This window comes from Bradyrhizobium lablabi, assembly GCF_900141755.1.
Taxonomy (GTDB): domain Bacteria; phylum Pseudomonadota; class Alphaproteobacteria; order Rhizobiales; family Xanthobacteraceae; genus Bradyrhizobium; species Bradyrhizobium lablabi_A.
Map to the genome: position 1 here is coordinate 6,667,111 of NZ_LT670844.1, position 24,570 is coordinate 6,691,680.

At 60.9% G+C, this 24,570-nt stretch carries 27 protein-coding genes, 2 pseudogenes and 1 riboswitch; of the genes and pseudogenes, 14 read left to right on the forward strand and 15 right to left on the reverse strand.

Annotated features, from left to right (window positions below):
- Positions 1-92: 92 nt before the first annotated feature.
- From B5526_RS30865 to B5526_RS30880, 4 genes and pseudogenes are all read left to right on the forward strand, one after another.
- Positions 93-2,093: pseudogene (locus B5526_RS30865) on the forward strand (pyrroloquinoline quinone-dependent dehydrogenase); the annotation flags it as partial.
- 84 nt (positions 2,094-2,177) lie between these two features.
- On the forward strand, positions 2,178-3,338 hold the full coding sequence (locus B5526_RS30870; protein ID WP_079544573.1) for an IS30 family transposase: 1,161 nt from the start codon (positions 2,178-2,180) through the stop codon (positions 3,336-3,338).
- Between the two features lie 548 nt (positions 3,339-3,886).
- Entirely contained in the window at positions 3,887-5,185 is a 1,299-nt protein-coding gene (locus tag B5526_RS30875; protein ID WP_079543538.1) for an MFS transporter, read from the forward strand.
- 435 nt (positions 5,186-5,620) lie between these two features.
- Positions 5,621-6,442 carry a class I SAM-dependent methyltransferase gene (locus B5526_RS30880; protein ID WP_172842153.1) on the forward strand — a complete coding sequence of 274 codons (822 nt, stop codon included), beginning with the start codon at positions 5,621-5,623 and terminating at the stop codon, positions 6,440-6,442.
- Positions 6,443-6,658: 216 nt separating this feature from the next.
- Here B5526_RS30880 and B5526_RS39225 read toward each other — a convergent pair whose 3' ends face one another.
- A complete protein-coding gene (locus B5526_RS39225; RefSeq protein ID WP_244562435.1) occupies positions 6,659-7,075 on the reverse strand; it encodes a hypothetical protein in 417 nt (138 codons plus the stop codon).
- On the opposite strand from B5526_RS39225, the gene B5526_RS30885 reads away from it, so the two are divergent.
- Positions 6,962-7,537: a LysR substrate-binding domain-containing protein gene (locus B5526_RS30885; RefSeq protein WP_244562415.1), complete on the forward strand. Its 576-nt coding sequence runs from the start codon at positions 6,962-6,964 to the stop codon at positions 7,535-7,537. The genes B5526_RS39225 and B5526_RS30885 overlap by 114 nt on opposite strands.
- Before the next feature lie 9 nt (positions 7,538-7,546).
- Here B5526_RS30885 and B5526_RS30890 read toward each other — a convergent pair whose 3' ends face one another.
- Positions 7,547-7,792 (reverse strand): PilZ domain-containing protein, encoded by a 246-nt coding sequence (locus tag B5526_RS30890; protein ID WP_433994605.1) that lies wholly within the window; start codon positions 7,790-7,792, stop codon positions 7,547-7,549.
- A 185-nt stretch (positions 7,793-7,977) separates the two neighbouring features.
- On the opposite strand from B5526_RS30890, the gene B5526_RS30895 reads away from it, so the two are divergent.
- On the forward strand, positions 7,978-8,271 hold the full coding sequence (locus B5526_RS30895; protein WP_079543541.1) for an HdeA/HdeB family chaperone: 294 nt from the start codon (positions 7,978-7,980) through the stop codon (positions 8,269-8,271).
- An 18-nt stretch (positions 8,272-8,289) separates the two neighbouring features.
- Here B5526_RS30895 and B5526_RS30900 read toward each other — a convergent pair whose 3' ends face one another.
- The gene (locus B5526_RS30900; RefSeq protein WP_433994606.1) at positions 8,290-8,766 is read right to left on the reverse strand and encodes a PaaI family thioesterase; all 477 of its coding nucleotides are present in this window, start codon (positions 8,764-8,766) and stop codon (positions 8,290-8,292) included.
- A gap of 157 nt (positions 8,767-8,923) precedes the next feature.
- Between B5526_RS30900 and B5526_RS30905 the strand changes: the two genes are divergently transcribed.
- Both B5526_RS30905 and B5526_RS30910 read left to right on the forward strand, forming a co-directional pair.
- Complete coding sequence (locus B5526_RS30905; RefSeq protein WP_244562102.1) at positions 8,924-9,031, forward strand: peptidylprolyl isomerase; 108 nt, start codon at positions 8,924-8,926, stop codon at positions 9,029-9,031.
- Between the two features lie 26 nt (positions 9,032-9,057).
- On the forward strand, positions 9,058-9,360 hold the full coding sequence (locus tag B5526_RS30910; protein WP_079543542.1) for a hypothetical protein: 303 nt from the start codon (positions 9,058-9,060) through the stop codon (positions 9,358-9,360).
- On the opposite strand, the gene B5526_RS30915 is transcribed toward B5526_RS30910, so the two are convergent.
- Together B5526_RS30915 and B5526_RS30920 are read right to left on the reverse strand one after the other, a co-directional pair.
- The gene (locus B5526_RS30915; protein ID WP_154071538.1) at positions 9,339-10,052 is read right to left on the reverse strand and encodes a Crp/Fnr family transcriptional regulator; all 714 of its coding nucleotides are present in this window, start codon (positions 10,050-10,052) and stop codon (positions 9,339-9,341) included. The genes B5526_RS30910 and B5526_RS30915 overlap by 22 nt on opposite strands.
- Positions 10,053-10,299: 247 nt before the next feature.
- Positions 10,300-11,058, reverse strand: coding sequence for a Crp/Fnr family transcriptional regulator (locus B5526_RS30920; protein ID WP_079543544.1), 759 nt, complete (start codon positions 11,056-11,058; stop codon positions 10,300-10,302).
- A gap of 332 nt (positions 11,059-11,390) precedes the next feature.
- On the opposite strand from B5526_RS30920, the gene B5526_RS30925 reads away from it, so the two are divergent.
- Positions 11,391-11,621 (forward strand): hypothetical protein, encoded by a 231-nt coding sequence (locus tag B5526_RS30925; protein WP_079543545.1) that lies wholly within the window; start codon positions 11,391-11,393, stop codon positions 11,619-11,621.
- A gap of 116 nt (positions 11,622-11,737) precedes the next feature.
- Complete coding sequence (locus B5526_RS30930; RefSeq protein WP_154071539.1) at positions 11,738-12,052, forward strand: PilZ domain-containing protein; 315 nt, start codon at positions 11,738-11,740, stop codon at positions 12,050-12,052.
- Between the two features lie 30 nt (positions 12,053-12,082).
- Here B5526_RS30930 and B5526_RS38080 read toward each other — a convergent pair whose 3' ends face one another.
- From B5526_RS38080 to B5526_RS30950, 5 genes are all read right to left on the reverse strand, one after another.
- The gene (locus tag B5526_RS38080) at positions 12,083-12,253 is read right to left on the reverse strand and encodes a hypothetical protein (RefSeq protein ID WP_154071540.1); all 171 of its coding nucleotides are present in this window, start codon (positions 12,251-12,253) and stop codon (positions 12,083-12,085) included.
- Positions 12,254-12,390: 137 nt separating this feature from the next.
- Positions 12,391-12,624: a DUF6894 family protein gene (locus tag B5526_RS30935; protein WP_079543547.1), complete on the reverse strand. Its 234-nt coding sequence runs from the start codon at positions 12,622-12,624 to the stop codon at positions 12,391-12,393.
- A 186-nt stretch (positions 12,625-12,810) separates the two neighbouring features.
- Positions 12,811-13,005, reverse strand: a complete 195-nt coding sequence (locus B5526_RS30940; RefSeq protein ID WP_079543548.1) for a hypothetical protein — start codon at positions 13,003-13,005, stop codon at positions 12,811-12,813.
- A 310-nt stretch (positions 13,006-13,315) separates the two neighbouring features.
- Positions 13,316-13,531: a hypothetical protein gene (locus tag B5526_RS30945; protein WP_079543549.1), complete on the reverse strand. Its 216-nt coding sequence runs from the start codon at positions 13,529-13,531 to the stop codon at positions 13,316-13,318.
- A 133-nt stretch (positions 13,532-13,664) separates the two neighbouring features.
- Positions 13,665-13,898: a PilZ domain-containing protein gene (locus B5526_RS30950; RefSeq protein ID WP_079543550.1), complete on the reverse strand. Its 234-nt coding sequence runs from the start codon at positions 13,896-13,898 to the stop codon at positions 13,665-13,667.
- Between the two features lie 843 nt (positions 13,899-14,741).
- Here B5526_RS30950 and B5526_RS38085 point away from each other — a divergent pair.
- Positions 14,742-14,885: a hypothetical protein gene (locus tag B5526_RS38085; RefSeq protein WP_154071541.1), complete on the forward strand. Its 144-nt coding sequence runs from the start codon at positions 14,742-14,744 to the stop codon at positions 14,883-14,885.
- 315 nt (positions 14,886-15,200) lie between these two features.
- Here B5526_RS38085 and B5526_RS38090 read toward each other — a convergent pair whose 3' ends face one another.
- Both B5526_RS38090 and B5526_RS30960 read right to left on the reverse strand, forming a co-directional pair.
- Positions 15,201-15,383, reverse strand: a complete 183-nt coding sequence (locus tag B5526_RS38090; RefSeq protein WP_154071542.1) for a hypothetical protein — start codon at positions 15,381-15,383, stop codon at positions 15,201-15,203.
- Positions 15,384-15,917: 534 nt separating this feature from the next.
- Positions 15,918-16,310 (reverse strand): annotated as a pseudogene (locus B5526_RS30960) (transposase); the annotation flags it as partial.
- 41 nt (positions 16,311-16,351) lie between these two features.
- On the opposite strand from B5526_RS30960, the gene B5526_RS38095 reads away from it, so the two are divergent.
- The 3 genes from B5526_RS38095 to B5526_RS30970 all read left to right on the forward strand — a co-directional run bounded on the left by B5526_RS38095 (position 16,352) and on the right by B5526_RS30970 (position 19,552).
- Positions 16,352-16,564, forward strand: coding sequence for a hypothetical protein (locus B5526_RS38095; protein ID WP_154071543.1), 213 nt, complete (start codon positions 16,352-16,354; stop codon positions 16,562-16,564).
- A gap of 717 nt (positions 16,565-17,281) precedes the next feature.
- Complete coding sequence (gene recA, locus B5526_RS30965) at positions 17,282-18,376, forward strand: recombinase RecA (RefSeq protein WP_079543553.1); 1,095 nt, start codon at positions 17,282-17,284, stop codon at positions 18,374-18,376.
- Positions 18,377-18,553: 177 nt separating this feature from the next.
- Complete coding sequence (locus tag B5526_RS30970; protein WP_079545613.1) at positions 18,554-19,552, forward strand: hypothetical protein; 999 nt, start codon at positions 18,554-18,556, stop codon at positions 19,550-19,552.
- Positions 19,553-19,593: 41 nt separating this feature from the next.
- On the opposite strand, the gene gcvP is transcribed toward B5526_RS30970, so the two are convergent.
- From gcvP to gcvT, 3 genes are all read right to left on the reverse strand, one after another.
- Complete coding sequence (gene gcvP, locus B5526_RS30975; protein ID WP_079543554.1) at positions 19,594-22,467, reverse strand: aminomethyl-transferring glycine dehydrogenase; 2,874 nt, start codon at positions 22,465-22,467, stop codon at positions 19,594-19,596.
- A gap of 195 nt (positions 22,468-22,662) precedes the next feature.
- Positions 22,663-23,028 (reverse strand): glycine cleavage system protein GcvH, encoded by a 366-nt coding sequence (gcvH, locus tag B5526_RS30980; RefSeq protein WP_079543555.1) that lies wholly within the window; start codon positions 23,026-23,028, stop codon positions 22,663-22,665.
- Between the two features lie 32 nt (positions 23,029-23,060).
- A complete protein-coding gene (gcvT, locus tag B5526_RS30985) occupies positions 23,061-24,209 on the reverse strand; it encodes a glycine cleavage system aminomethyltransferase GcvT (protein ID WP_079543556.1) in 1,149 nt (382 codons plus the stop codon).
- A 141-nt stretch (positions 24,210-24,350) separates the two neighbouring features.
- A riboswitch (glycine riboswitch) is annotated at positions 24,351-24,438 on the reverse strand.
- Positions 24,439-24,570: the final 132 nt, after the last annotated feature.

Genomic DNA, 24,570 nt, shown 5'->3' on the forward strand with positions numbered 1-24,570 from the left:
CGGGTAAGACGATCCTACATCGCGCTGCCGACCCAGGAAAGCTTCACGCGATTTTCAAATTTGCGCGCGGGCGCGTTTTTCCGGGGCGGGGATTGCTGGTCGCCGTCGCGCTGTTGGCCACAGCCCCGGCGTTGGCGTGGGAACATTGGGGCGGCGACCGCGGAGGACAGCGGTTTTCGCCGCTCGCCCAGATCACGCCGGCAAATGTCGGCACGCTCGTTCGCGCCTTTGAATTTCGCACCGGCGATCTCGAAACCCGCGCGCCGGCTGTGATGGCGCGAACGAAATTCGAGGCGACGCCGCTATTTGTCGAAGACAGCCTGATCTTCTGTTCGGCCTTCAACGAAGTCATCGCGCTCGACCCCGGCAGCGGCGTGCAAAAGTGGCGATACGATCCGAAGATCAGCACCAATCAACGGCCGGGAAACCGCTATGCCTGCCGCGGCGTGGCCTATTGGGTCGACGATCAGGCGGCCGAAGGCGCTGCCTGCCGCAGCCGGATCTTCATGGGCACCAACGACGTCCGTGTCATCGCGCTTGACGCCAGGACCGGCATTCCCTGCGCCGATTTTGGCGCGGGCGGTGAAGTGAAGATCGAGATCGAAAAGCCGCTTGTTTGGCCGGGCGAATTCCAGATCACATCTGCGCCGGTGGTAAGCCGCGGCGTCGTCGTGGTCGGCTCTTCGATATCAGACAATGTCCGCGTCGATGCGCCGCCGGGCACGGTGCGCGCCTTCGACGCACGAACGGGAGTTGCACGCTGGAGCTGGGACCCGCTGATTCACAACGGTATCATCGCCGGCCACGCCAATGTCTGGGCGCCGATGTCGGTGGATGAGGAGCGCGGATTGGTGTTTTTGCCGACCTCCTCGCCGAGCCCGGATTTCTGGGGCGGCAAGCGGCCCGGCAACAACGAGCACGCCAATTCGGTGGTCGCGCTGCGTGCCGAGAGCGGCGAACTTAAGTGGTCGTTCCAGACCGTGCATCACGATCTCTGGGATTACGACCTGCCGGCGCAGCCGACGCTCACCCGCATCGACACCGGCGATGGAATGCGCGACGTCGTGATCCAGCCGACCAAGCAGGGGTTTGTCTTTGTGCTCGACCGCGACACCGGCAAGCCGATTTGGCCGGTCGAGGAACGGGCTGTGCCGCAAGGCGGCGCCGAAGGCGAGCAGCTGTCGCCGACGCAGCCGTTTCCGACCCATGTGCCGGCGCTGATGCCGCAACAATTTTCAACCGCCGACATTTTCAGGCTGTTTCCGAGGCTCGGTCGCTCGGCCTGCGAGGAGAAACTCGAGGGCCTGCGCAACGAGGGCCTCTACACGCCGCCCTCGACGCAGGGCACGCTGGAATTCCCGATGACGGGCGGCGGCGTCAATTGGGGCAGCGCGGCATTCGATCCGGTCAACCAGATCCTCTATGCCAACACCACCTACGCCGTACATATCATCAAGTTGATTCCAAGAGCGGAGGCGGAAGGTTTTAAGCCGCCGCCCGGTTATGATTTCGGACCGCAACGCGGTGCGCCGTTTGCGTTGACGCGTGTTGTGGCGATGTCGCCGCTTGGCCTGTTGTGCAACAAGCCGCCCTGGGGCACGCTCGTTGCCGTCGACCTCAAGGGCGGAAAAATTCTCTGGCGCTCGAGCGTCGGCACCTCGGAAGACCGCGCGCCGCTCGGGATCGCCTTCAACTGGGGCACGCCGCTGGTCAACGGCGTGGCGATCACGGCGGGCGGGCTGGTTTTCACCGGCGCGATGGATGCTTACCTGCGCGCCTTCGACGCCAAATCCGGCGAAGAGCTCTGGCAGGGCCGGCTGCCGGTTCCCGGCGTCGCCAATCCCATGACCTATCTGTGGAAGGGCGAGCAATATGTCGTCATCGCCGCCGGCGGCCATTCCGAGGCCGGCGCCACCATCGGCGACAGCGTCGTGGCGTTTCGTTTGCCGCGCCAGGGCGAAGCGCCGTCACTGTGGTCGCGCACCATCGACCGCCCCGGCGGACGATTTCTTGGCAAGGCGGTCGGTTTTGCGCTCGCGACAGCGCTGATCGTGATCGCGCTATGGCGCTGGCGCCGTCATGCAAAATTGCGGCGAGGTGGCGCGTCCGAAGTTGCGCGGTGGTCTCAACCGGTCGACGCAACACTTTATCTTGAAGGAGAGATGGAGTGTGGTTTGATGGCTCACAAATTTCATAGAGGGTTTACTGCGGCAGAGAAAACGGAGTTATGGGATCGCTGGAAGCGCGGGGAGTCGCTAAAGGCGATCGGACGCGCTTTTGGTAAGCAGTCATCGTCGATCTATTTTTTGGTGGCTCCGCATGGTGGGATTCGTCCTGCCGAGCGGCGTCGCTCCAGGCTGGCATTGACGCTCGCGGAACGCGAGGTGATTTCCAGAGGTGTTACGGCACATCGATCGGCCCGATCGATCGCCAAGTTGCTTGGCCGCTCACCCTCGACGGTGAGCCGGGAAATGAACCGTAATGGCGGCTATGACCGCTACCGAGCGGCACTTGCAGATGAGAATGCCTGGGCGCGAGCTCGTCGTCCAAAATGCTGTAAATTGGCGAGCAGTCCGCGGCTACGGCGAGCTGTCGCGGGGAAGCTCAGATTGGATTGGTCACCCGAGCAGATAGCCGGCTGGCTGAAGAGAACGCATCCTGAAGACGAGTGTAATCAGGTGTCACACGAGACGATCTACCGCAGCTTATTTGTACAAACCCGTGGCGTGCTCAAGAAAGAGCTGCTTAGTCATCTTCGATCGAAGCGCTCGATGCGTCGCTCCAAGCCGGTCGATCCGGATGGCGATAGACGGGGGCATATCAAGGATATCGTCTCAATCCGCCAGCGACCGGCGGCGGTTGAAGATCGAGCGGTGCCTGGCCATTGGGAAGGCGATCTGCTGTCCGGGCCGAACAACAGCTACATCGCGACCTTGGTCGAGCGTCATACGCGTTACGTGATGTTGGCCAAGGTGGCAGGTAAGGACACCCAGACGGTGGTCTCCGCGCTCATCAAGCAGGCGAAGAAGCTACCAAAGGAGCTGTATAAGTCCCTGACCTGGGATCGGGGAAAGGAACTTACGGATCATCGTCGCTTTACGTTGGCGACCAAAATCGACGTATATTTTTGCGATCCGCAAAGCCCGTGGCAGCGCGGGTCGAACGAGAACACCAATGGCCTGCTGAGACAGTACTTTCCGAAGGGCACCGACTTGTCGGTGCACTCACAAGCCTACCTGAACAAAGTGGCTCGTCAGCTAAACGAACGACCACGTGAGACCTTGCAATTTGAAACCCCAGCAGAGAGATTTAGCGCCTGTGTTGCGTCGACCGGTTGAGCCGGCAGAGGGAGACCGGAAGTGACCGGACGACGGTCAAACCGGCGCGATTGACCCGTTTCGGACATGCGTGCCGAGTCCGAACCGCCTTAGCGAACTGCTATCTCGAGCCCAAGTCCGCGAGCGGGCTCCTGGGTCGTTCACGGCTATCCCTTTGAAGACGCGGCAAACGCCAAGATCGTGGCAAATCTCGTCGGCTTGTTGCGGCGCATGGTCTAGCCGCTGTTCCTGCTGGAAACGTCGTGAAACGAGGCAATGGAGCTGCGGCGTTGGAAAGATGACAGCAATCCTTACTATTTGCCACGCCCGTTGGTGAGAGATAACCTGCCAACTCGTCTGAGGATCGGCCTCCGTTAGGCGGGGATGTGCCGAAATCCCCGTTCATTGCGCTAGGCAGGGTTGCTGCCGTCGGCAGGCATGATCTCTCGGGAGATTGCCGTCTCTTTTGGCTCTCCACTCACGTTCATCTTCCCACCTTTGCGTGCCGCTTTCCAAGCGGCCAGCAATCTCTTTTTGAGCAACCGGGAAGCCAACAAACGGAGCATGCCATGTCAATCACGCTTAATTCCTCTTCGGAAATTCCCTGGTGGAAGGAGCCAAGCAAGGAGCAATGGAAGGCGTGGATCGCGGCTTGGCTGGGTTGGACGCTCGACGCGTTCGATTTCACGATCTTTCTGCTGATCATGGTGCCGATCGCCAAGGAATTCGACGTTCCCTTAACCGCGGTCACTGTCGTGTTCACCATCACGTTATGGCTGCGCCTGGTGGGCGCGACGGCCTCCGGCTGGATGGCCGACCGGATGGGTCGAAAGACCCCGCTGATGATTTCCATTCTTTGGTACTCGCTCTGCAACTTCATCGCCGGTTTTTCTCCAACCTTTGCGTTTTTGTTCTTTTTTCGCGCGCTGCTTGGCATTGGGATGGGCGCTGAATGGCCGGCCGGTGCGGCCCTTGCGATGGAATCCTGGCCGGCGCGCTCCCGCGGCTTCATGAGCGGCGTGCTGCAGGGCTCGTGGGGGCTTGGCTTCGCGTTATCGGCGCTCGCCTACGGCTTCCTGTTCGACCTGATCGGGTGGCGAGGCCTGCTCTGGATCGGGATACTGCCGGCCCTCGTCGTGGTCTGGATCCGGTTCTACGTGAACGAGCCGGAGGTTTGGGTCGCGAACAGGCGCCAACAGCGGGAAATCAATGCCGAGGTGAAGGCGCCTTTGCTTTCCATCTTCAAGCGCGGCTTGTTGCTCAATACGTTGACGGCCTGCTTTTGGATAGCCAGCACTTTCTGCGTCTACTATTCGATCTGGGCCTTGTTCTCGGCATACCTGCAGAAGGAACTGAATTGGACGCCGCTCATGGTGGCCACGCCGGTGTTCTGGGCCAACATCGTCGTCTTTGCCGGCAATAGCCTGTGGGGCTTCGTTTCGGACATATGGGGTCGCAGGCCGGGCATGATCGTTCCGGCGACGATTGCGATCTTCTTGACGCCGTTCTATCTGTGGACCACGGATCCGATCTACATCGTCAGCGCGTTCATCGTGCAAGGCATGTTCGGCGGCTCGATCTACGGGCAAATGCCGAGCTACCTGTGCGAGCGCTTCCCGACCGAGGTGCGGGCGACGGCGTCCGGATTCATCTTTCATCAGGGGGCGATTTGGGGCGGCTTGGTAGCGCCGGTGCTGACCTATCTGGCCGTGCAGATGAACTTCGGCTTCGCCATGCCGATGATGATCAGCACGATACTCTTCCTGGTCCTAGTCGTGATCTCCGTGCTGCTCGGGCCGGAAACCAAGGGCAAGACGCTGACGGCTGATCTCGAGGTCATCAAAGGCGTCGCGCAGCCGGCCATCTGATCGTCCCACGGGCCGCGGCGCCTTCTGGACAGGGCGCCGCAGCCGGTCCGATCCAAAGTCACGAAGATGCAGGCGCTGCGCTCACCCTTGCTGCGGTGCATGAGTCTATTCCTGGCACCTTTGAGACATGCGGACGGATATCGAGAATGTCTGTTTATCGGGGCAGACCGGAAGTGGCTCGCACGCGATCAATACGACGCTTTTGACCCGGAAGAGACATCGGCTGAATCTCGTGTTGCAGTAGCGAAGCCGCTTCCAGCCGCTAAATCGTGAGCCTATACGATGCTGCCTCCTGAACATGAGGCTGGACATGCTGCGGCGGGAATTTCTTTGGGTCGGCAGTGGGGTCGAAACGGCGCTTTTGACCCGAACCCGACTCTGCCAAATTCCCATGCAAAACTCTGGCGAACCAATCGTACTGCACGGAGGACGGGAATGATGCCCGAGAGTCCGTATGTGTTTGGTCATTCGCAATCGGAGCTTAGCCGGCTTGCGAAGCAGGGAACTTTCTACGCCCTTGCAACGGAAGACATGATGCTACGAGCCGGGATAACCCCGGGTATGCGGGTACTTGACGTGGGGTCGGGTGCCGGCGACGTGGCACTCTTGGCCGCGCGGCTGGTTGGCGCCTCCGGAGTCGTTGTGGGGGTGGAGCGCTCAGCAGAAGCCGCCGCCCTGGCGCAAGCTCGGGCCGCCGCTGACGGCCTGACGTGGTGCCGGTTCATAGTATCGGATGTCGACAACTTCATGTGCGACGAGACGTTTGACGCAATGGTAGGGCGTCTCGTCCTGATGTATTTGCCTGACCCGGCGGCAACCATTCGGTCGCTGGCGCGTCACCTACGGCCAAATGGCATTGTTGCTTTCCAGGAACTGTACCTAAGCGCTGCCACCGCAATTCCTGACGGACCGCTCTTTGCCCAGTATTTGAAGTGGATCTCTGAGCTCTTCGGACATGCAAGGGTTGAGATCGATATGGGTCCGAAGCTGTTTGCGACGTACCGCAGAGCGGGCCTGTCAGACCCCAAGATGCTTGGGGCGATGCAGATCGTGAGCAACGTCGACCCACTAGGCTATGAAATCTTCAGCGCGATCGTTCGCTCTCTCTCACCCTTGTTCGAGCGCTTCGGGGTTGTGACCGCGAGGGAGCTGGACATTGACACGCTGGAGCACCGCTTACGGGCAGAGGCTATGACCGGCGGAAGAATTCACGTGTTTCCGCCATTGATAGGCGCTTGGTCGCGCATCTCAACGTAGTCGGCGCCCCTGTTGAGGTCGCCTGCTGGCACATTTGCGACGTGCCAACTGCATCGAGCGATGTCCGCTTTCAGGGGTAACCCGGAAGACATGTGCTCATGCTGAGTTCTTCTGACTTTGACCCTAACCGGACCTGAGCCAATGTGAAGGCGGGGGGCCCTATTTGGGTCGCCCCGCCGTGATAACCTGAACAACCGGCTCAAGCCGTTCGCACCCTTACCGCGCGCCCACGAAGTTCGGCTTGACGAACTCGGGCAGATCCGAACCGATCGATGCCGAGGCTGGAATCGTCGGGATGTTCGGATACTTCTTCACCGTCTCGGTGAAGGCGTTCACGATGCCTGTCATGTACCCCACCGACCATCCGTTGTCGGAGCCTGCATAACGACCCGGGGATGTCGTTATCTGGCCGGCATGGGCGATGCGCTCGAGCGGATCGAGGCGGCGGTGTTGCCGTTCCAGCGCAACCGAGGTCAGATCCGGCTGAGTACGGTTGCGACCTTCGCCTCGCATTGGCTGATCCCGCGCCTGCCGGATTTCCAGGCGCGCCATCCCCGGATCGAAATTGCCATCTTCACGACCACGCGGGCCGTCGATTTCAAAACCGAAAACTTCGACTGCGCCATCCGTCACGGCCGCGGGACGTGGAAGGGGCTCGCCGCGACGTTGTTGTTCAAGGAAACGCTGATGCCGATCGCGTCCCCCGCCATTGCCGGTCGCATCGCGGCGAACGCGCGGAGCGGTCGGCACGGCGCGTCATTGATCCGGGCGCGAACGCGTTTCGCGGATTGGTCGAGATGGCAAAAGGCCGATCGGGGCTTCTCAAGGGGACCGACAAAATGGCTGACCGTCGAAACCCGCGCGCAAGCCCTTGATGCCGCGCTTGCCGGCGCCGGCATTGCCCTGATGGACATGGCCTATATCACCGCGCATGTCGAAGATGGCAGGCGGAAGGCGTTGGCCGAACGTCCGCTGCAACTGCAAACCGGGTACTATTTCGTTCATGCGCCGAACGCGCGAGGCGTTCACCTCTTGAAGTTACTGCGCGACTGGGCCGTCGAGGCCGCGCGGCCGTTCCGGACCGCAGACGCCTAGGCGCGGGCTCTAATCGAACGCGAGACCGATCCGCTGTTCGCGGCTCCAGACCGCGTGGCAACGACGTGCCAATTGATCCGTCTCGATGAGGAGCGTGAAAGCGTCCGGCAGGGCGATCGGATAGGCAATATCCACGCGAGCGCCGGTCGACGAGATGTTTCGCACCGTGCAGTCGAACACGCCGCCGCTGGGAAAGGCGAGCGTGCCGTGCTTGAGCACTCTGTGTCTGGGCGCTGCCCTTTTCTCAATCATCATCGTGATCCGAATACCGCTGTTATCGGTTCGCAATAGCACAGCCGAATTACTGGCAATTGAATCGAATATCCCAGCTATTTGAATCCGCGTTCAGCTTTCGTTTACGATAATTTCCCCGAAAACGCGCTGGCGCGGCTTGGTGGAATCTGCTCTTGCTGCGATCTTACTTTTTTGGGGAGATTATCATGAAAATATTAGGTGTGACGTTGTTTGCCGCTATTCTCGCGCTGTCGTCCGTTCCCGCCCATGCCGTCGTGCTCGATCTATCGACCATGAGCTGCAAGCAATTCATCGAGGGTGGCGATGACGAAATCAAAATGGTGCTGACCTGGATGGACGGCTGGTACAAGGGCGACGAGGACGAGGCGATCATCGATACCGAAGTGTTCGTCGCGAACGCCAAGAAATTCGGCACCTTCTGCGCCGCTAACCCGTCGATCAGCATCGTCAATGCCGCCGAGAAAATCCTGGGCAAGTGACCCTGACCGGCAAACCCTTTACAACATCGCGAACGCGCTCGAGACCATCGCCACCGGCTTGTTATCGGTGGCGCTCAGCAACGTGACGCGGCCGAAACTCATGGTGCGTCCGAGCCGGACCACCCGCGCATCCGCCAGCACGTCGGCTTGCGTGACGGCGCGCATGAAATGCGTGGTTTGATCGACCGTCGTCATCGGCCGGTAGCCGCGGTTGGCGGCGAGGTTCGCAATCACCATTGAGGTGTCGGCGAACGCCATCAGCGCCTGGCCGCAGACGATGCCGCCGTGCCGGCACAGCCGCTCGGAAAACGGCATGCGCAGGACCGCGCCCGGCTGCCAGTCTGCCGCGGCATCCGGCGGCGGGGTGTCGTCGAGGCTGACGATCGACAGGGAAAGGTCTTGCACCCAGGGTGCGAACACCTCGCCCAGCACGCGCCTTGCTTCCTCGATATCGAATGGTTTTGCGTCGTCCTTGGCCGGCAGTTCGTGTTGCATTCGCGCTGGTTCCTCGCCCGAAATCGAAAGTTTATCCCGCATTGTAGGGTGGTTTCGGGCGAAATCGACCCTGGCGCGGCGCGGCTTGAAAATGCCTGACTTCGGGCCGTATGATAAGGCCGTGGGGATCAGGTTGACGATGTTCAGGCGATTGGTAATGATTTTGAGCGTGGTCGCCTTGGGCCTCGCCGTCAGCGGCTGCACCAAATGCGGTCCGATCTGGGACGATTGGATGCAGAAATCCTGCAAGTCGGATCATTTCTAGCACAGGCAAAGTGCAGGGAGCACTCCATGAGAATTTTCCTCATCGTGGCCGCGATCACCTTGCTGGCGGGTCCGGTTCGCGCACAAACCCCCAACATCAACCTGATCCCGGAGATTGCCTCCAAGACGCCGGAGGAACAGGAGCAGGAGGCCGCGCAGCAAAAGGCCTACAAGGAATCGCTGAGGAAGATTCCGAACGCCAAGGTCTCTTCCGACCCGTGGGGCAATGTGCGCAGCACCGATGCACCCAAGACGGCAGCTCCGGCGAAGCCGAAGACCAAAACCGGCTCTACCGCAAAGCCGGGCAGTCAGGCCAAGATCGCCGATTGATCGAGCAGCGTTTGGTAGCACTCGCACGACATCCGCATCAGCGCCGGCCGGTCCAGGATCTTGATCACGCCGCGCGAATAGGTGATGGCGCCGGCGTTTTGCACCTTGCTTGCGACTTCCGTCACCGAGGTGCGCCGCACCCCCAGCATTTCGGCAAGAAATTCCTGGGTCAAGGCGACGGTGTCGCCGCCCGCCCGGTCCGCGCTTTGCAAAAGCCAGCGGCAAAATCGCGCCTCGATCGAGTGCAGCGCGTTGCAGGCGGCCGTCACCCGCGCCTGCGACAACAGCACCTCATTGTAGCGGATGCAGAGATTGCGGATCGGCTCGCTGGCGGCGGCAGCGCTCCTGAAATGGGTGGCGGCGATCCTGCCGCAGGCCATCGGCATCTGCACCACGACGCGGACCAGCGATTTGTACAGGCCGAGGCCTGCCATCGCGCCGACCACGCCTTCGCGGCCGACGGTCGCGGTCTCGATTGCCTTGCCGTCGCGCAGCACGGCGAGCAGCGACAGCATGCCGTAATGCGGGAAGTAGATCTGGTCGACCTCTTCGCCGGCTTCGGTCAACACGATGCCTTGCTGCAAGGAAACGATGGTCAGATGCGGAAACAGCCGATTGAAGTCATCGCGCGGGAGAGAGGCTAGCAGCTTATTGTCCAAGGGATGACCGGCGTTTGAAACTGGCACTGCCACGGCGATATCCTGCCCGGTCGGTCGGGCCGATTTTGCCGCAGGGGGTGGGATGGGCGCTCCGAGAGGGCGCTCCGCGGAAAGCCCGCTTATAGGGAACACGGACGGGCATTGTCGGTCCGGTATCCGTCATAGAGCCCATTCCGGACCGGTTCAAACCGCAATAATCTGGGCGAGGATTATTTTCCCGGGTCGAAATTCATTGTCGGAAAACGGACTCTTCAGGCGATCAGCGTGTCTTCGCTCCGCTCTATCCGACCTGACTGATCAAGCGATGCGCCTTGTCAGTCCTTGGCGCCTCCGCGGTATCGCCAAGCAGCCGATCGAATTCCAGCTTCGAGATTTCGTAGCATTCGCAAGCGCGCTGCCGCAGCGCTTCGTCATCCAGGATCGTGACGTGGCCGCGCCGGTAGCGGATCAGGCCGGCCTTTTGCAAGGACCCCATCACATCGGTGACGGTGGTCCGCCGCACCCCGAGCATCATCCCGAGGAATTCGTGGGTGAGCAGGAAATCACCCGAAGGCATCCGGTCGCGCGTCATCAGCAACCAGCGGCAACAACGCTGCTCGACCTTGTGCAGGTGCGCACAGGCCGCCGATTGCGCCACCTGATTGAAGAAGGCGTGGGCATAACGGAGCACGATCAGGTTCAGCGTCGGGCTGCGTTCGAGTTCGCCGCGGAAGATGCGGGCGTCGATCTGAAGCCCCGTTCCCGGCACCTGGACGTAAACCGATGACGGTGCATCGCGGTCGCCGAGACAGACCGGCAGTCCCACCATTCCTTCGCTGCCGATGGTGCCGACCTCGGCGCTGGCGCCATCGGACGTCGTGATCACGAGCGAGGCGACCCCGTTGATGGGGAAATACACATGTTCGATCGGACGCGAGGCCTCGTAGAGGCTTTTTCGATAATCCAGCGCGACCAGCGCGAGATGCGGGCGCACCCGGTCGTAATCGTCATCCGACATTAGCGTGAGCAAACGATTGGTCCGTTGATCGCGTTCGGGCATGGCCGTTTGGTTTCCCTTGCTTCGACGCTGAAACCGCGCCGATCGCCGCAAGCCGGTCAGGCGGCGCCCTGGTCGCGGCCCGAGCCGGCGCGCCGGCTTTCGGGCGCGGCGGCGCGAGCGGTGAATTGATCGGCAAGTCCAATAAGACGATCACGCAAAGGCGGGATCGGCGGAATAGCGGACGCGACGATGAGACCGCTCGGCCCCTGACAATATCGAACTTATGTCCGCTTTACGACTCAATTCCCCGCCCGGAACAGCGCCGTCGGACTCGGATCGGCTGCCGCAAGCGCTATATTGAGGGGGTCGTCCCTAATGTTTGGAGTTGCGATATGGCTTTTCGTCCGCGCGATCTCGCCGACCGGATGGCCGGCCAGCGCAAGGCTGGCGACGGCTATCTGCGCGAGACCTTCACCCTGCCGCGCGACAAGGCGCGGACCAAGGCGCGCGACTTCCTCGCCCGCTATCCCAAGCAAGCCTATATGAGTTCCGTCGAAAGCTGGCGCGAACTGCCGGATGGCGACATCGAATTCACCATGCGACGGCTGCCAAGCGCCGACTGAGGTTCCGTTGATGGACACCCGATGCCATCGAATTCGTGCCTCAACTCGCTAAAATTGTTAACTTTTTTCGACAAAAACGGTTGCTGCAGCCCAGGCTCAACGCCCAAGGGTACCTCATGGCTAGACACCGCAAAGACCTGGGTGAGCGCAAACATGTCCGGGTCGAGTTGTACAAGCAGGGATTTCTGATTCCGGCGCCGGATGCGCCGTGGATCGAGTGTCAGATTCTCGATGTTTCCAGTCACGGTGCTTGCCTCGAGGTCGGCGGGCTGGCGGTACCCGAGCTTTTCGGTCTGGCATTTACCGCCAAGGGCGAGGTGCTTCGGGTGTGTTCGCTGGTCTGGCGCAGGGGCGAATTGATCGGTGCCCGCTTCGTTACCGCCAAGGAACTCCGGCAGGGTCTTCGCTTGGCCGAGCAGGCCGATGCCTAGTGCTAGACGGCCCAGGTGGCGTCAGAGCCCCTATGTCCGCTCGGTGACCACGTGGTCGCAGGCATAGCAGCGGAAGATCCTGATGGCGGCGTGGATCGACAGCGCAGGGAGTTCGCCGAGCTGCTTCATGGCGGCATTGCATTTCTCGCAGGGGCGCGAACGCTCTTGTTGCGCCGGAACGTTCGGGTCGTCAGACACCATGATGACCGCCCTGGTTTGTCCGAGCAGTTGACCGCCAGCCTGTCACGCCCGGCACGCGATGCGGCCGCCTGCTTCGGCTGATTCTGCGGCTGAACTGGGGCCGACCGGCAGGCTGGTCCAAGGCTCTATGGGAGGTCCTAATCCAGGGGCTCGCCGACCAGCCGGATTCGGAAAATCGGCTTCTTCGACTCGTCCAGAAGCTCCATCTGCCACTCGGAGTTTTCTTTGAGTTTGCGGGAAATGCCGCCGACCATATCGCCGCAAACACTGGTCAATTCCTTCCACGCGGCAACGCGGTCGGCAAGCTCGATACCCTGATCGGAAGCGCCGGAGTATTGGCCATTTCGGATGCGGAAAAAATACAACGGCATGGCACAAACCCAGACAAGAGGGCCGTTCCGGGCCTTTGAGACCTCAAGAGATAGCCCGTCAGTGGATGCTCAAATCCGGGACAGATCAATCCCGGATGTTTACGGGTTTGGCGGCGTCCGCCGGTATCGTATTAGGCGCTTGAAAATCGGATCGCTGCCGCGCCCAACGAGCGCAGCGTGCCGTCGTCACTCGCTCTCGGTAATCCGGATTAGCCCGTCGCCGGTGACGACCAGGCCCTTGGCGGTCTCGGTGACGTAACCAAGGGTGATCAGCTTCGCCAAATGCGGCGCCGGTATCTTGGGGGTGGGCGAGGTAATCGCGACTTCGATCAGGGAGGCGAATTCTTCGGGGGTCAGAAGCTTCGGCGCATGGACGGTCATCGGTGAACTCTTGAACTCCAGGGTGGGCGCAGCTAGTCCGGCCTAAAGCTCTAGCTTCGGCGCTATCAGAGAAGAGAGTCCCGAACAACGGCGCTCGGGGCTCAGTGTCAACGTCGCAAGCCTCCCCGTGGGCGGTTCGGCAACGACCACGCCATTTTGGAAACCGACGGCGGATGGCAAGTCTTGAGTAGGATCAAGGAAGAGCAGGATCAAGGGGCGTTCGGGAGCACGACCGCGGCCCGCCGGCCAAATATTGAGGCGGCGCGCCTGATCCCCTCGCGGATCCGGCCGGAATTCGTAAATGAATTCTTTATCTCCCGGCCTGGATATCCGTAGAACTACGGAGCTCGATCGCGCGGGCCTTCAGCTCGCGGTCAATACGCAACTGAACGCGCCGGATCGCCAACAGGTTGATCCTGGTTTCCGTCTTGCCGGTTTTGACCTCGTTGCCGATCCGGAATTGCCATTTCCAGACGCCCGGCGTCGCCGTCGTCGCAACCGTATATTCCACGCCTTTGTGATTCATGGGAAATTCCCGCCGCTACTCAACCGACGCCGATCCTACGCATAAACACTGGTTTCACCTGTTCAATATTGAACGGCTTTCGAGCGGCGCGGCGCGCCTTGCGGCATGCCGCGCAATTCCCAAAATCCGATCCTCAATCGAACGCGACGCCGATCCGTTTTTCCTTGCGCCAGACGACGTGGCAGGGGAAGCGCGCGCCATCGGCGATCAGCGTGAAGCGCTCCGGGATTCCGATCGGGCTCGTGACGTCGAGCGCCGCTCCCGAGTCCGATCGATTGCGAACCATGCAGTCGATCGCGCCGCCGTTGAACTCGATCGTTCCGGCCTTCAAGACGCGCTGGCGTTGCGAAGATCGTTTGTTGTCCATGAGGCCGCACTATTCCAATTTTGCAGGGAAGCAACCAGATTTTCCGGGGTGAGATCTTGCGCCGATTGAGCGGCCCGGCCGCGTTCCCCCCGTCGGAGTCCGCGCCGGGCCTTACCAGTCGCGCGTCTGATACGACCGGCAAGGCTTTTTTGACGCAGCCATGTCAGTTTGAAAACGGGCTGGCTCCGCTATTCCGCACCTTTTCTGGTTGCACTGTCAGGCGTAGCGCCACTTCGGTTGAGCCGTCGAAAACCTCAAGGATATTTTCACAGAGCAAGCAACGGAACTCGCCCCTGGTGCCGGGCCGCGTCATCAATTCGATGCGACGGTAGCCGGCTTTGCATTTGGGGCAAATGACATCGGACTTTCTCATGGGAGGCAAAGTAGCATCCCGATCTCCGTAATTCTACGGGGAACGAGCGATGGCAAAATTAGGGCCTTGTTAGCAAAGGCGCCCGGCCGCAAAATCGAAAGGGTTGGTCGCGATCGGATTGCAACGGGGCGGACCGGCATCCAAACGATCGGGGCTGTCCTAATTAGGATAGTCTTTGCAATGAATTAGAACACCCGTATTGGTCCGGAATCCACAACGGCCGCGCTCTGCGCTATGCCGTAGCGGGGCAGGGATTTCATCACCTGTAAATTTGCCGAAGGCCGCTGACATCATTCAGCGGCCTTCTTGGTTTGGACGCCCGTGGACGCCTAATCCTAAGCTTTCTGAGCATCAGGACTTGCCGCCTCCACCGCCGGTCCCGAAAGATCAGGGAAAGGTCAACTATTATGGCGGGCGAGCGCGAGCTTACGAAGGGTATCTTGGCGTAGGATGCCGGCTTCCGGCTAATCGTGAGCGGCAATATCGGCGTCAAAGAGATCGAAGGCCTGATCCAGAAACTTGAAATCGATAAGGAAATTTTGGCAGATCAGGATGCCGAAAATAAAGAGGCCGCCAACGGCCCGAATGCACAACGCCGCCTGAGCGGAATATGATCGCTAGGCGGCGTTGGTATTTCCGTGGCTGGGCCCTCCTCAAATCCCCAGCATAGATAAGCCTACGCTTGGCGCGCCAAGGTTCAACAATAACCATCAATATCAGTAGTTCTACGTAGAACGGACGGCGGCGAAATTAGGGTTTTGTTGACGGATGTCAGATTCTCGAAACGGTCTGTTTTTCAAATTAGGCCACTCGTTATTTGAACTTAGGCCACTGAGGGTCGAAACAGGCCAGCGCCCAAATCTATGACGACGATGATCAGCCGGTAGAAATGAAGATTGATCTAGAAGAGGCCGCCAACTGAGGCGGCCTTACCTCAGGACTATGCGGCGTTGCTCACGCATCAACGCTTGGTATCGATCAATCTGGCCGGCAAGTCTCGACCAGCTCTGGGACAGATTTTTCAGAATCTCGGCTTCATCCTTATTCTGCGACAGTTTCATCAACCGAAGGCATTCTGCCGCCTGATTTTGACAGTGTTGTGCGCTGTCCATGCCCAATACTCCAGCTTAACGTAAGTAAGTGACATGCCACGGCGGTTCCTGGGCTTATCCGCGACGACTGGCATCAAACGCTGAGTTGGAAGATTGGCCTATGACCGGCTTCACACCTGGTGGTTGTTTTTGGGGAACCCATCGAGAAATCGAAGTAGGCTGCCCAATTTTTTCCCAGTAGTTCTACGCAGAACATTTTAGGGGCGCGTTAACCAACCGTAGCAACCGGACTTATCCAAAATAGGCCACTCGTTATCTCAACTTAGGCCACTGAGGGTCGAAACAGGCCAGCGCCCAAACGATGGTACTGGCCGAAATAGGCCGCTCGTGATTTCAAAACGGGCCACTGTCACGGACAGTTTAATGGCGACGGCGGATCGCGAACCTACATCAGAACCGTGCCGGTTTTCCCCCATTCCGGTACAATTTCTAAGCCCACTCGGCCCCAGCCTACCCCCGCTGGGGCCGTTTCTTTTGGCCACTCGCAGATGCGAAATAGGCCACTAAAAAACAGCACCCTTGGGAGGCTTAATGTTAGGCCAGCGCTCCGCAATGCCGGCGCTCCGGTGGAGTCTCAGTCGGCAACGCGGGGGCAACGGCGAGCGCCGCGTCCACAAGCTGCGCAATGGTCCAAGCCTTATCGGCAACGCCCAGCGCCTTCGCTGGCGTCGTGCGCAGGGCTTCATGAGCGCGGCACAGATTGTAATGCGCAACATACAACGCAACTGCCGCAACGTGATTATCAAGCTTCTTAGAGAAGCCATTGGTCAAGCGAGTAAAACGGCGGCTGCTCATGCGGAGCGAAAGGTTCTGCCGTTCAACGTAGCTGGTTGAAATGTACTGTTCGGGATCGCCGGTTACTACTTCCTTGCTTACCGCTACTACAGCGGCGGGCGAGTATCGACCCTGAGCTTCCTTTACAAGGTGATGGCCATGCGTTCGTTCACGGCAGCCCAACGGGGATCAATATGAATGAGCTCAATGTTGTTCCTGCGCCAGCCCGGGCTGGCATGACAGCGCTCAAGGCCGCAACGACTGCCGCAAGTGACTGCGACAGCAATGACATTAGCGTTTTGCTAGCCGCGAACCGCCTGCAAATCACCGCAGACGTAGATATGGCGGGGCTTGAAAAACTTGAGCAGATGCTTGCGAAATACAAAGAGATTCTGAAGTTGCTGTAATGAAAGAGGCCGCCAACTGAGGCGGCCCTGAAGACCTTCCTCGGTAGAGATAGGCCACGCTGGTCCCCACAGCGACTGCAATAAGTGCGTAACATAGAAAGTTAAGGCTGGGATCGGCGTAATGGGTATACACGCAGACCGCTGCTATGAGTAGCATCGCTCCAAACGTGACCGCTGATACTCCCCTAGTCATCAGCACCTCCTGCGGTTGGCCCCCAAAGGTAGCTTCGCTGAGTCGTGCAGATCGGTCTCATGATAAAAGGGGCCAATCCCAGAAATCAAAAGGGACCACTCGGTAAAAGTGCCGATGGCAAGGGGCCAGTACCTCAAATCCCCAGCATAGTTCAGTCTGCATGAGGCGCGCCAAGGCTCAAGAACCAAACGCCGATCTCAAGTAGTACTACGGAGAACGCGCGGCGGCGAAATTAGGGCTCTGTCAACTATGCGACCGAAACGCTATTCACTGAATGTTCTAAAAATCAAATTAGGCCACTCGTTATTTGAACTTAGGCCACTGAGGGTCGAAACAGGCCAGCGCCAAACGATCAAAAAGAACATATTGCGAACTTAGAACAAATAGGGTACACTGTTCCCTAGCTATCGCTCACTGCTTCGCTTCGTTCGCCGTTTCACGTTCAGCCCCTCTCGCGTTCACATTCAATCGTTCGCCGCCCGGTTTGTCCCGCTAGCGAATCCCCGTCATAAGGAGCACGACCTATGTCTGCCACTGCCCTGCGTATCGTCGAAGGATCCTCCATGGACAAGACCAAGGCCCTGTCCGCCGCGCTTTCCCAGATCGAGCGTCAGTTCGGCAAAGGCTCGGTAATGAAGCTGGGCAAAAACGACCGCTCGATGGATATCGAGACCATTTCCTCCGGTTCGCTCGGGCTCGACATCGCGCTTGGCGTCGGCGGCCTGCCGCGGGGCCGGGTGGTGGAAATCTACGGGCCGGAATCCTCCGGCAAGACCACGCTGGCGCTGCATACGGTGGCCGAGGGCCAGAAGAAGGGCGGCATCTGCGCCTTCATCGACGCCGAGCATGCGCTCGATCCGGTCTATGCCCGAAAACTCGGCGTCAACATCGACGAGCTTCTGATTTCGCAGCCCGACACCGGCGAGCAAGCGCTGGAAATCTGCGACACGCTGGTGCGCTCGGGTGCGGTCGACGTGCTGGTGATCGATTCGGTGGCGGCCCTCGTGCCGAAGGCGGAGCTCGAAGGCGAGATGGGCGATGCGCTGCCCGGGCTCCAAGCTCGCTTGATGAGCCAGGCGCTGCGCAAGCTCACCGCCTCGATCAACAAATCCAACACCATGGTGATCTTCATCAACCAGATAAGGATGAAGATCGGGGTGATGTACGGCTCGCCGGAAACCACCACCGGCGGCAACGCGCTGAAATTCTACGCCTCCGTCCGCCTCGATATCCGCCGCATCGGCGCGATCAAGGAGCGCGACGAGGTGGTCGGCAACACCACCCGCGTCAAGGTGGTGAAGAACAAGCTGGCGCCGCCGTTCAAGCAGGTCGAATTCGACATCATGTATGGCGAAGGGGTTTCCAAGATGGGTGAAATTCTCGATCTCGGCGTCAAGGCCGGCATCGTGGAAAAATCCGGCGCCTGGTTCTCCTATGACAGCCAACGGCTCGGCCAGGGCCGCGAAAATTCGAAGGCCTTCCTGAAGGCCAATCCCGACATGACCGCGAAGATCGAGATGGCGATCCGCCAGAACTCCGGTCTGATCGCCGAGCAGATCCTGGCCGGCACCCCCGAGCGCGACGCCGACGGCGAGGAGCCGGAGGCGGCGGAGGAGTGAGATCTATTCGAACAACGGGCGCTGGGGGCGTTGAGTTGCCGACGTCCCTGGCGTCCGTTTCGTCTTAGACCGCCTGTAGCAAGGATGGGTTGAGCCAACGGGTCCGGCCTTCGGCCGGCCCGATGATAAACTCCGCGAAACCCGTCCCAAATCTCGCCGCGCATGCCAGGCAATGAGATGACGCGTCTGATCCTGACGACGGACTCCTCAGGGGCGGGATGTCTCCAGCAAGCCGGCATCGCCGACCTCGTGATTCCGCTCGACTTTCGTTTTGTCTGGGGCCCGTTGCCGTCCCCCTCGGACCTCGCGACCTCGTTGTCACCACGTTCGGCGGAACATGATCCGGCGCTCCCGCATTGGCTGGACAATTCCGGACGGCGTCACGAAGAAATCCGCCGCAAAGGCGTCGGGCTGATCGAGCTCTGCGAGCAATGCGAGACGGTCGAACTGTGGATCGATCCGTTGCCGAACGCTCAATTGATGTTGGTTCAGTTGCTGGATCATTTCCGGTCTCACGGGAAGCTAGCCTCGAAGCTGATGTTGTTCCAGGCCAACATCGTCATTGGCGGCAAGACTTCGGAAACTCTTTCCGAATGGCGGCCGCCAGCTATCAAAATCCTGAACGATCATCTCGAAGCCGCGAGCTTAGCTTGGCAGGCTTTTCGACAACCGACGCCGCAGCAATGGTTCAAGCTGCTCGGTAACGATCTCAGCGTCTTGCCGCAGCTTCGGCAGCGCGTGCTGGAATTGCTCGAAGAACTTCCCGGACAGGCGACCGGGCTTGGAGCGACGGAAATGCGGATGCTGGAATTGATAGCGGCAGGTAAGGCAGGTCCGTTTGATGTCTTTCCCGGCCACAGGAAGTCCAACAAACTCCGTGTGTTCGGCTATTGGGAAGTCGGAGCCCTGCTGGACGGGCTCGCTCATTGTCCGGCGCCCGCCGTGTCCGGCCTCAACGAGGGGCCGTTCTCGGACGAGATGCACCAAGACCCCAAGCGCCTCGATCGTTACAAACGCAGCAAGCTAAAGCTCACCGCGCTCGGCGAAGCTATTCTGGCGCGGACTGAAGATTTCAGCCGGCACAATCCGGTCCATCGCTGGTGGGGTGGCACCGAATTGACCAACGACCGCCTATGGCGCTGGGATCCGGCGAGCCGCGCTTTGATCGCGCCGTAGGGAGACTCGCCTTCGCGCGCTCACCCCATCCTACGACGGCGTCACTCCGCCGCCTGCGCGTAATCCTCAACCGGCGGACACGAGCACACGAGATTCCGGTCGCCATAGACGTTGTCGACCCGCCCGACCGGACACCAATATTTATCCATTCGCGAAACACCCGCCGGAAAGCATCCTTCCGCGCGGCTGTAGGGCCTGGCCCACGAATCGTCGGCGATGTCGTGCACGGTGTGCGGGGCGTGGCGGAGCGGCGAGGCCTCGACCTTGAAGCGGCCCGCCTCGATCTCGGAAATTTCGCGCCGGATCGCGATCATGGCCTCACAAAAACGATCGAGCTCGGCCTTTGATTCGGATTCGGTCGGCTCGATCATCAGCGTGCCCGGCACTGGAAAGCTCATGGTCGGCGCATGAAAACCGTAATCGATCAGCCGCTTGGCGATGTCGTCGACGGTGACACCGCTGGTTTGCTTCAAGGGCCGCGGATCGACGATGCATTCATGCGCGATCCGGCCTTTTGCGTTCCGGTACAGCACCGGGAAATGCGCATCCAATCTGGTTGCGATGTAATTGGCGTTGAGGATCGCAATTTCGGTGGCCCGCGTCAGGCCTTCGCCGCCCATCATCAGGATGTAGATGTAGGAAATCGTCAGGATCGACGCCGAGCCGAACGGCGCCGCCGACACCGGTCCGACCGCGCGCGGGCTCGCGCCGTCGGTCACGGGATGCCCCGGCAGGAACGGCGCGAGATGCGCCTTGACGCCGATCGGGCCCATGCCGGGGCCGCCGCCGCCATGCGGAATGCAGAACGTCTTGTGCAAATTGAGATGGCTGACATCGGCGCCGTAATCGCCGGGCCGCGCGAGCCCGACCTGCGCGTTCATGTTGGCGCCGTCGAGATAGACCTGGCCGCCATGGCCGTGCACGATGTCGCAGATCTCGCTGATATGCTCCTCGAACACGCCATGGGTCGAGGGATAGGTGATCATGATCGCCGCGAGGTCTTTGGAATGCTTTTCCGCCTTGGCGCGGAGATCATCGACATCGACGTCGCCGCGGGCATCGCAGGCCACCACCACGACCTCCATGCCGACCATGCTTGCGGAGGCGGGATTAGTGCCGTGCGCGGAGGAGGGGATCAGGCAAACCTTGCGATGCGGCTCGCCGCGCGCTTGGTGATAATCGCGGATCGCGAGCAGCCCGGCATATTCGCCCTGCGCGCCCGAATTCGGCTGCAGCGAGATCGCGTCATAGCCGGTCATGTCGCACAGCCATTGTTCAAGCCGCGCGAACAGGGCGTAATAGCCTTTCGCCTGCTCACGCGGTGCGAACGGATGAAGCGAGCCGAATTCGGGCCAGGTCAGCGGGATCATCTCGGCTGTGGCGTTGAGCTTCATGGTGCATGAGCCCAGCGGAATCATCGCGCGGTCAAGCGCGAGATCGCGGTCCGAGAGTTTTCGCATGTAACGCAACAGCTCAGTCTCGGAGCGGTGGGCGTGGAATACCGGGTGGGTGAGGAACGCAGTTGCGCGCTTCAATTCTGCCGGCAGCGCGTCGCGCACACCGGTTTCGACATCGGCGTAACGCAGCTCGCCGCCGAACGCGCGCCACACCGCCTCGACGATCGCTGATGTCGTGGTCTCGTCCAGCGCGATGCCGAGCGTGCGCGCGCCGATCCGCAAATTGATTTTTTCAGACAGCGCCCGGGCGAGGATTTCTTCGCGCTTGTCGCCGGCATCGACCGTCACCGTGTCGAAAAATGCCTCCGACCGCGGCGCAAAACCGAGTTTGCGCAATCCCGCCGCCAGCACGGAAGCGCGGCGATGCACACTTCGCGCGATGTGGGTCAGTCCCTCCGGGCCGTGATAGACCGCGTACATCGAGGCGATCACCGCCAAAAGCACCTGCGCGGTGCAGATATTGGAGGTCGCCTTTTCGCGGCGGATATGCTGTTCGCGGGTCTGCAGCGCGAGACGATAGGCCGGCTGGCCGCGGGAATCGATCGAAAGCCCGACGATGCGTCCGGGCAGCGAGCGTTTCAGCGCCTCGCGCACCGCCATATAGGCCGCGTGCGGTCCGCCATATCCCATCGGCACGCCAAAACGCTGCGCCGATCCGATCGCGATATCCGCGCCGAGTGCGCCCGGCGAAGCGAGCAGCGTCAGCGCCAGTAGATCGGCGGCGACCACGGCGAGCGCGCCCTTTCCGCGCAACGTTGCGATCGCTGGACGGAGGTCGCGCACCGCGCCCGAAGTTCCCGGATATTGCAGCAAGCCGCCGAAAACGTCGGCGTGAGCGAGATCGGCGAGGGGATCGCCGACGATCAGATTCCAGCCCAGCGGCTCGGCGCGGGTGCGCAGCACGGCGAGCGTCTGCGGATGCACCTCGGCATCGACAAAGAACGATTTTGTTTTTGTCTGTGCGGCGCGCTCAGCCAGCGCCATCGCTTCCGCCGCCGCGGTCGCTTCATCGAGCAGCGAGGCATTGGCGACATCGAGCCCGGTCAGATCGCAGATCATGGTTTGGAAGTTGAACAGGGCCTCCAGCCGGCCCTGGCTGATCTCCGGCTGATACGGCGTATAGGCCGTATACCAGGCGGGATTTTCCAAAATGTTGCGCTGGATCACCGCCGGCAGGATCGTGCCCGAATAGCCCTGACCGATCAGCGAAGTAAAAACCTGGTTCTGCGAGGCAAGCTCGCGCATATGCGAGAGCGCCTCCGTCTCGCTCAACGCCGTGCCGAGATCGAGCGGGGTCTTCTGCCGGATCGATGACGGCAGCGTCTCGGCCATCAGCGTGGAGAGACTTTTGGCGCCGACCGTCTCCAGCATCGCGGTGACATCGCGCGGCGAGGGGCCGATGTGGCGGCGGACGAAGCTGGCGGCTGGTTCGTTGGCGTGTCTGTGATGCATGGTCATGGGGTGTTCCCTTTTAGAAACGCGTTGTCATGCCCCGCGAAGGCGGGGCATCCAGTAATCGCCGACATCGGTGATCGAGCCGAAAGGCCGCGGCGTACTGGATCGTCCGCTGGAGCCTGTCGTCCGGCCGGCCAAAGGCCGGACCGGATGGCGGACGATGACAGGGGGTTTGGTGTTGCAGTGGGCTTCATCATCTCACGCCGTATGCTTCTGATACGCGGCCTCGTCCATCAGGCCGTCGAGTTCGCTTTTGTCCGAAATCTTCATCTTGAAAAACCACGCCTTGCCGGCGGCGTCGGAATTGACCAGCGCCGGCTCGGCGGCCAGCGCCTCGTTGACTTCCGTGACCTCGCCCGAAATCGGCGCGTAGACGTCGGAGGCGGCCTTGACGGATTCGACGACGGCGGCGGCTTCGGCCTTCTTCAGGCTGCGGCCGACTTTCGGCAGTTCGACGAACACGACGTCGCCGAGTTGCGACTGCGCGTAATCGGTGACGCCGATGGTGGCGACATCGCCCTCGATGCGGAGCCATTCGTGGTCGGCGGTGAACAGGGTGGCCATGACAAATCCTTCAGAGTTCAGCGTTTGCAAATTCAGCGTTTGTAAGTGTTGGCAACGAAGGGCATCGGCGAAACGCGCAGCGGCAATCGCTGGCCGCGCAACTCGGCGAACACCAGCGCGCCGGAGCTAGCGAGCGGCGAGGTGAGATATCCCATCGCGACCGGCGCATTCAGGCTGGGGCCAAATCCGCCCGAGGTGACCGTGCCGATCCGTTCGGATGATTTTTCGTCGGCGAATAGCGGCGCGCCCTCGCGGACCGGCGCACGGCCCTCCGGCCGGAGTCCGACCCGGCGGCGCGGGGCGCCCGTCTCAAGCTGCGACAAGATCAAATCCGCGCCGGCAAAACCGCCGGCGCGGGCGCCGCCCTTACGCCGGCTTTTTTGGATCGACCATTCCAGCGCGCCCTCGACCGGCGTCGTCGTGGTGTCGATGTCGTGGCCATAAAGACAAAGGCCTGCCTCGAGGCGGAGGCTGTCGCGGGCGCCTAGCCCGATCGGCAGCACGTCGCCATTCGCAAGCAGGGCGCTCGCCAGTGCCTCGGCCTCGTCAGAGGGAACCGAAATCTCAAAGCCGTCCTCGCCCGTATAGCCGGACCGCGAGACAAAACAGTCGATCCCATCGACGCGGTGAGGACCCGCGTCCATGAACCGCATGGCCGGCGCCTCTGCACAAAATTTTGCCAGGACTGCTTCCGCGTTCGGCCCCTGCAGCGCGATCAGGGCGCGCTCCGGCAGCGGCTCGATCACGCAAGTATCCGACAAATTGGCGCGCAGATGCGCCTCGTCCTCGGCTTTGCAGGCGGCGTTGACCACGAGAAACAAATGCTTTCCGAAATTCGCCACCATCAGGTCGTCGAGAATACACCCCGACGCATTGGTGAACTGCGCGTAGCGCTGTCGGCCGGGCGCAACGCTGAGAATGTCCTGCGGCACCAGCCGCTCCAGCGCCAACGCCGCATCCTCGACCTTGCCGGATTTCGCATGCAGCGCGAGCTGGCCCATATGCGAGACGTCGAACAGGCCGGCCGCGGCGCGGGTATGCTGGTGTTCCCTAAGCACGCCGGTTGCGTATTGCACCGGCATCTCGTAGCCCGCGAACGGCACCATCTTGCCGCCGCGCGCGACATGCAGCGCGTATAAGGGGGTATGTTTGAGCTGAGTTTCGAGTTCGCGCGCAAGCATCACAGGGCCCTCGCGGTTTTCGGGAGGGACAATCCCTCGAAAACCCACAGAAAGCCCCATCTGTCGCTGTGCCTGAGAGTATTATCCCGTCGGCGGACCCGTCCGGGCCACAACCCGTCGGCGTCTCTTTCCAGATGCTAGCAAGTCACGCGGTCCGTTTGCCTGAGAGTTTCCGGGGCGGTTGCTCCTTCGGCGCCGGCCACTGGCCGATCTCTCCCGACGTGACTATCTCCTACAAATAGGAGAGAAACACGGGCGCGCCAAGCCTGTCAACGCGGCTTTGAGAGCTATCAACGGTTCCTGTGCTGTGCGGCAAGCCGCTGATCTCCTGCACACTTTCTGGACACCGCGATCCCCCTTG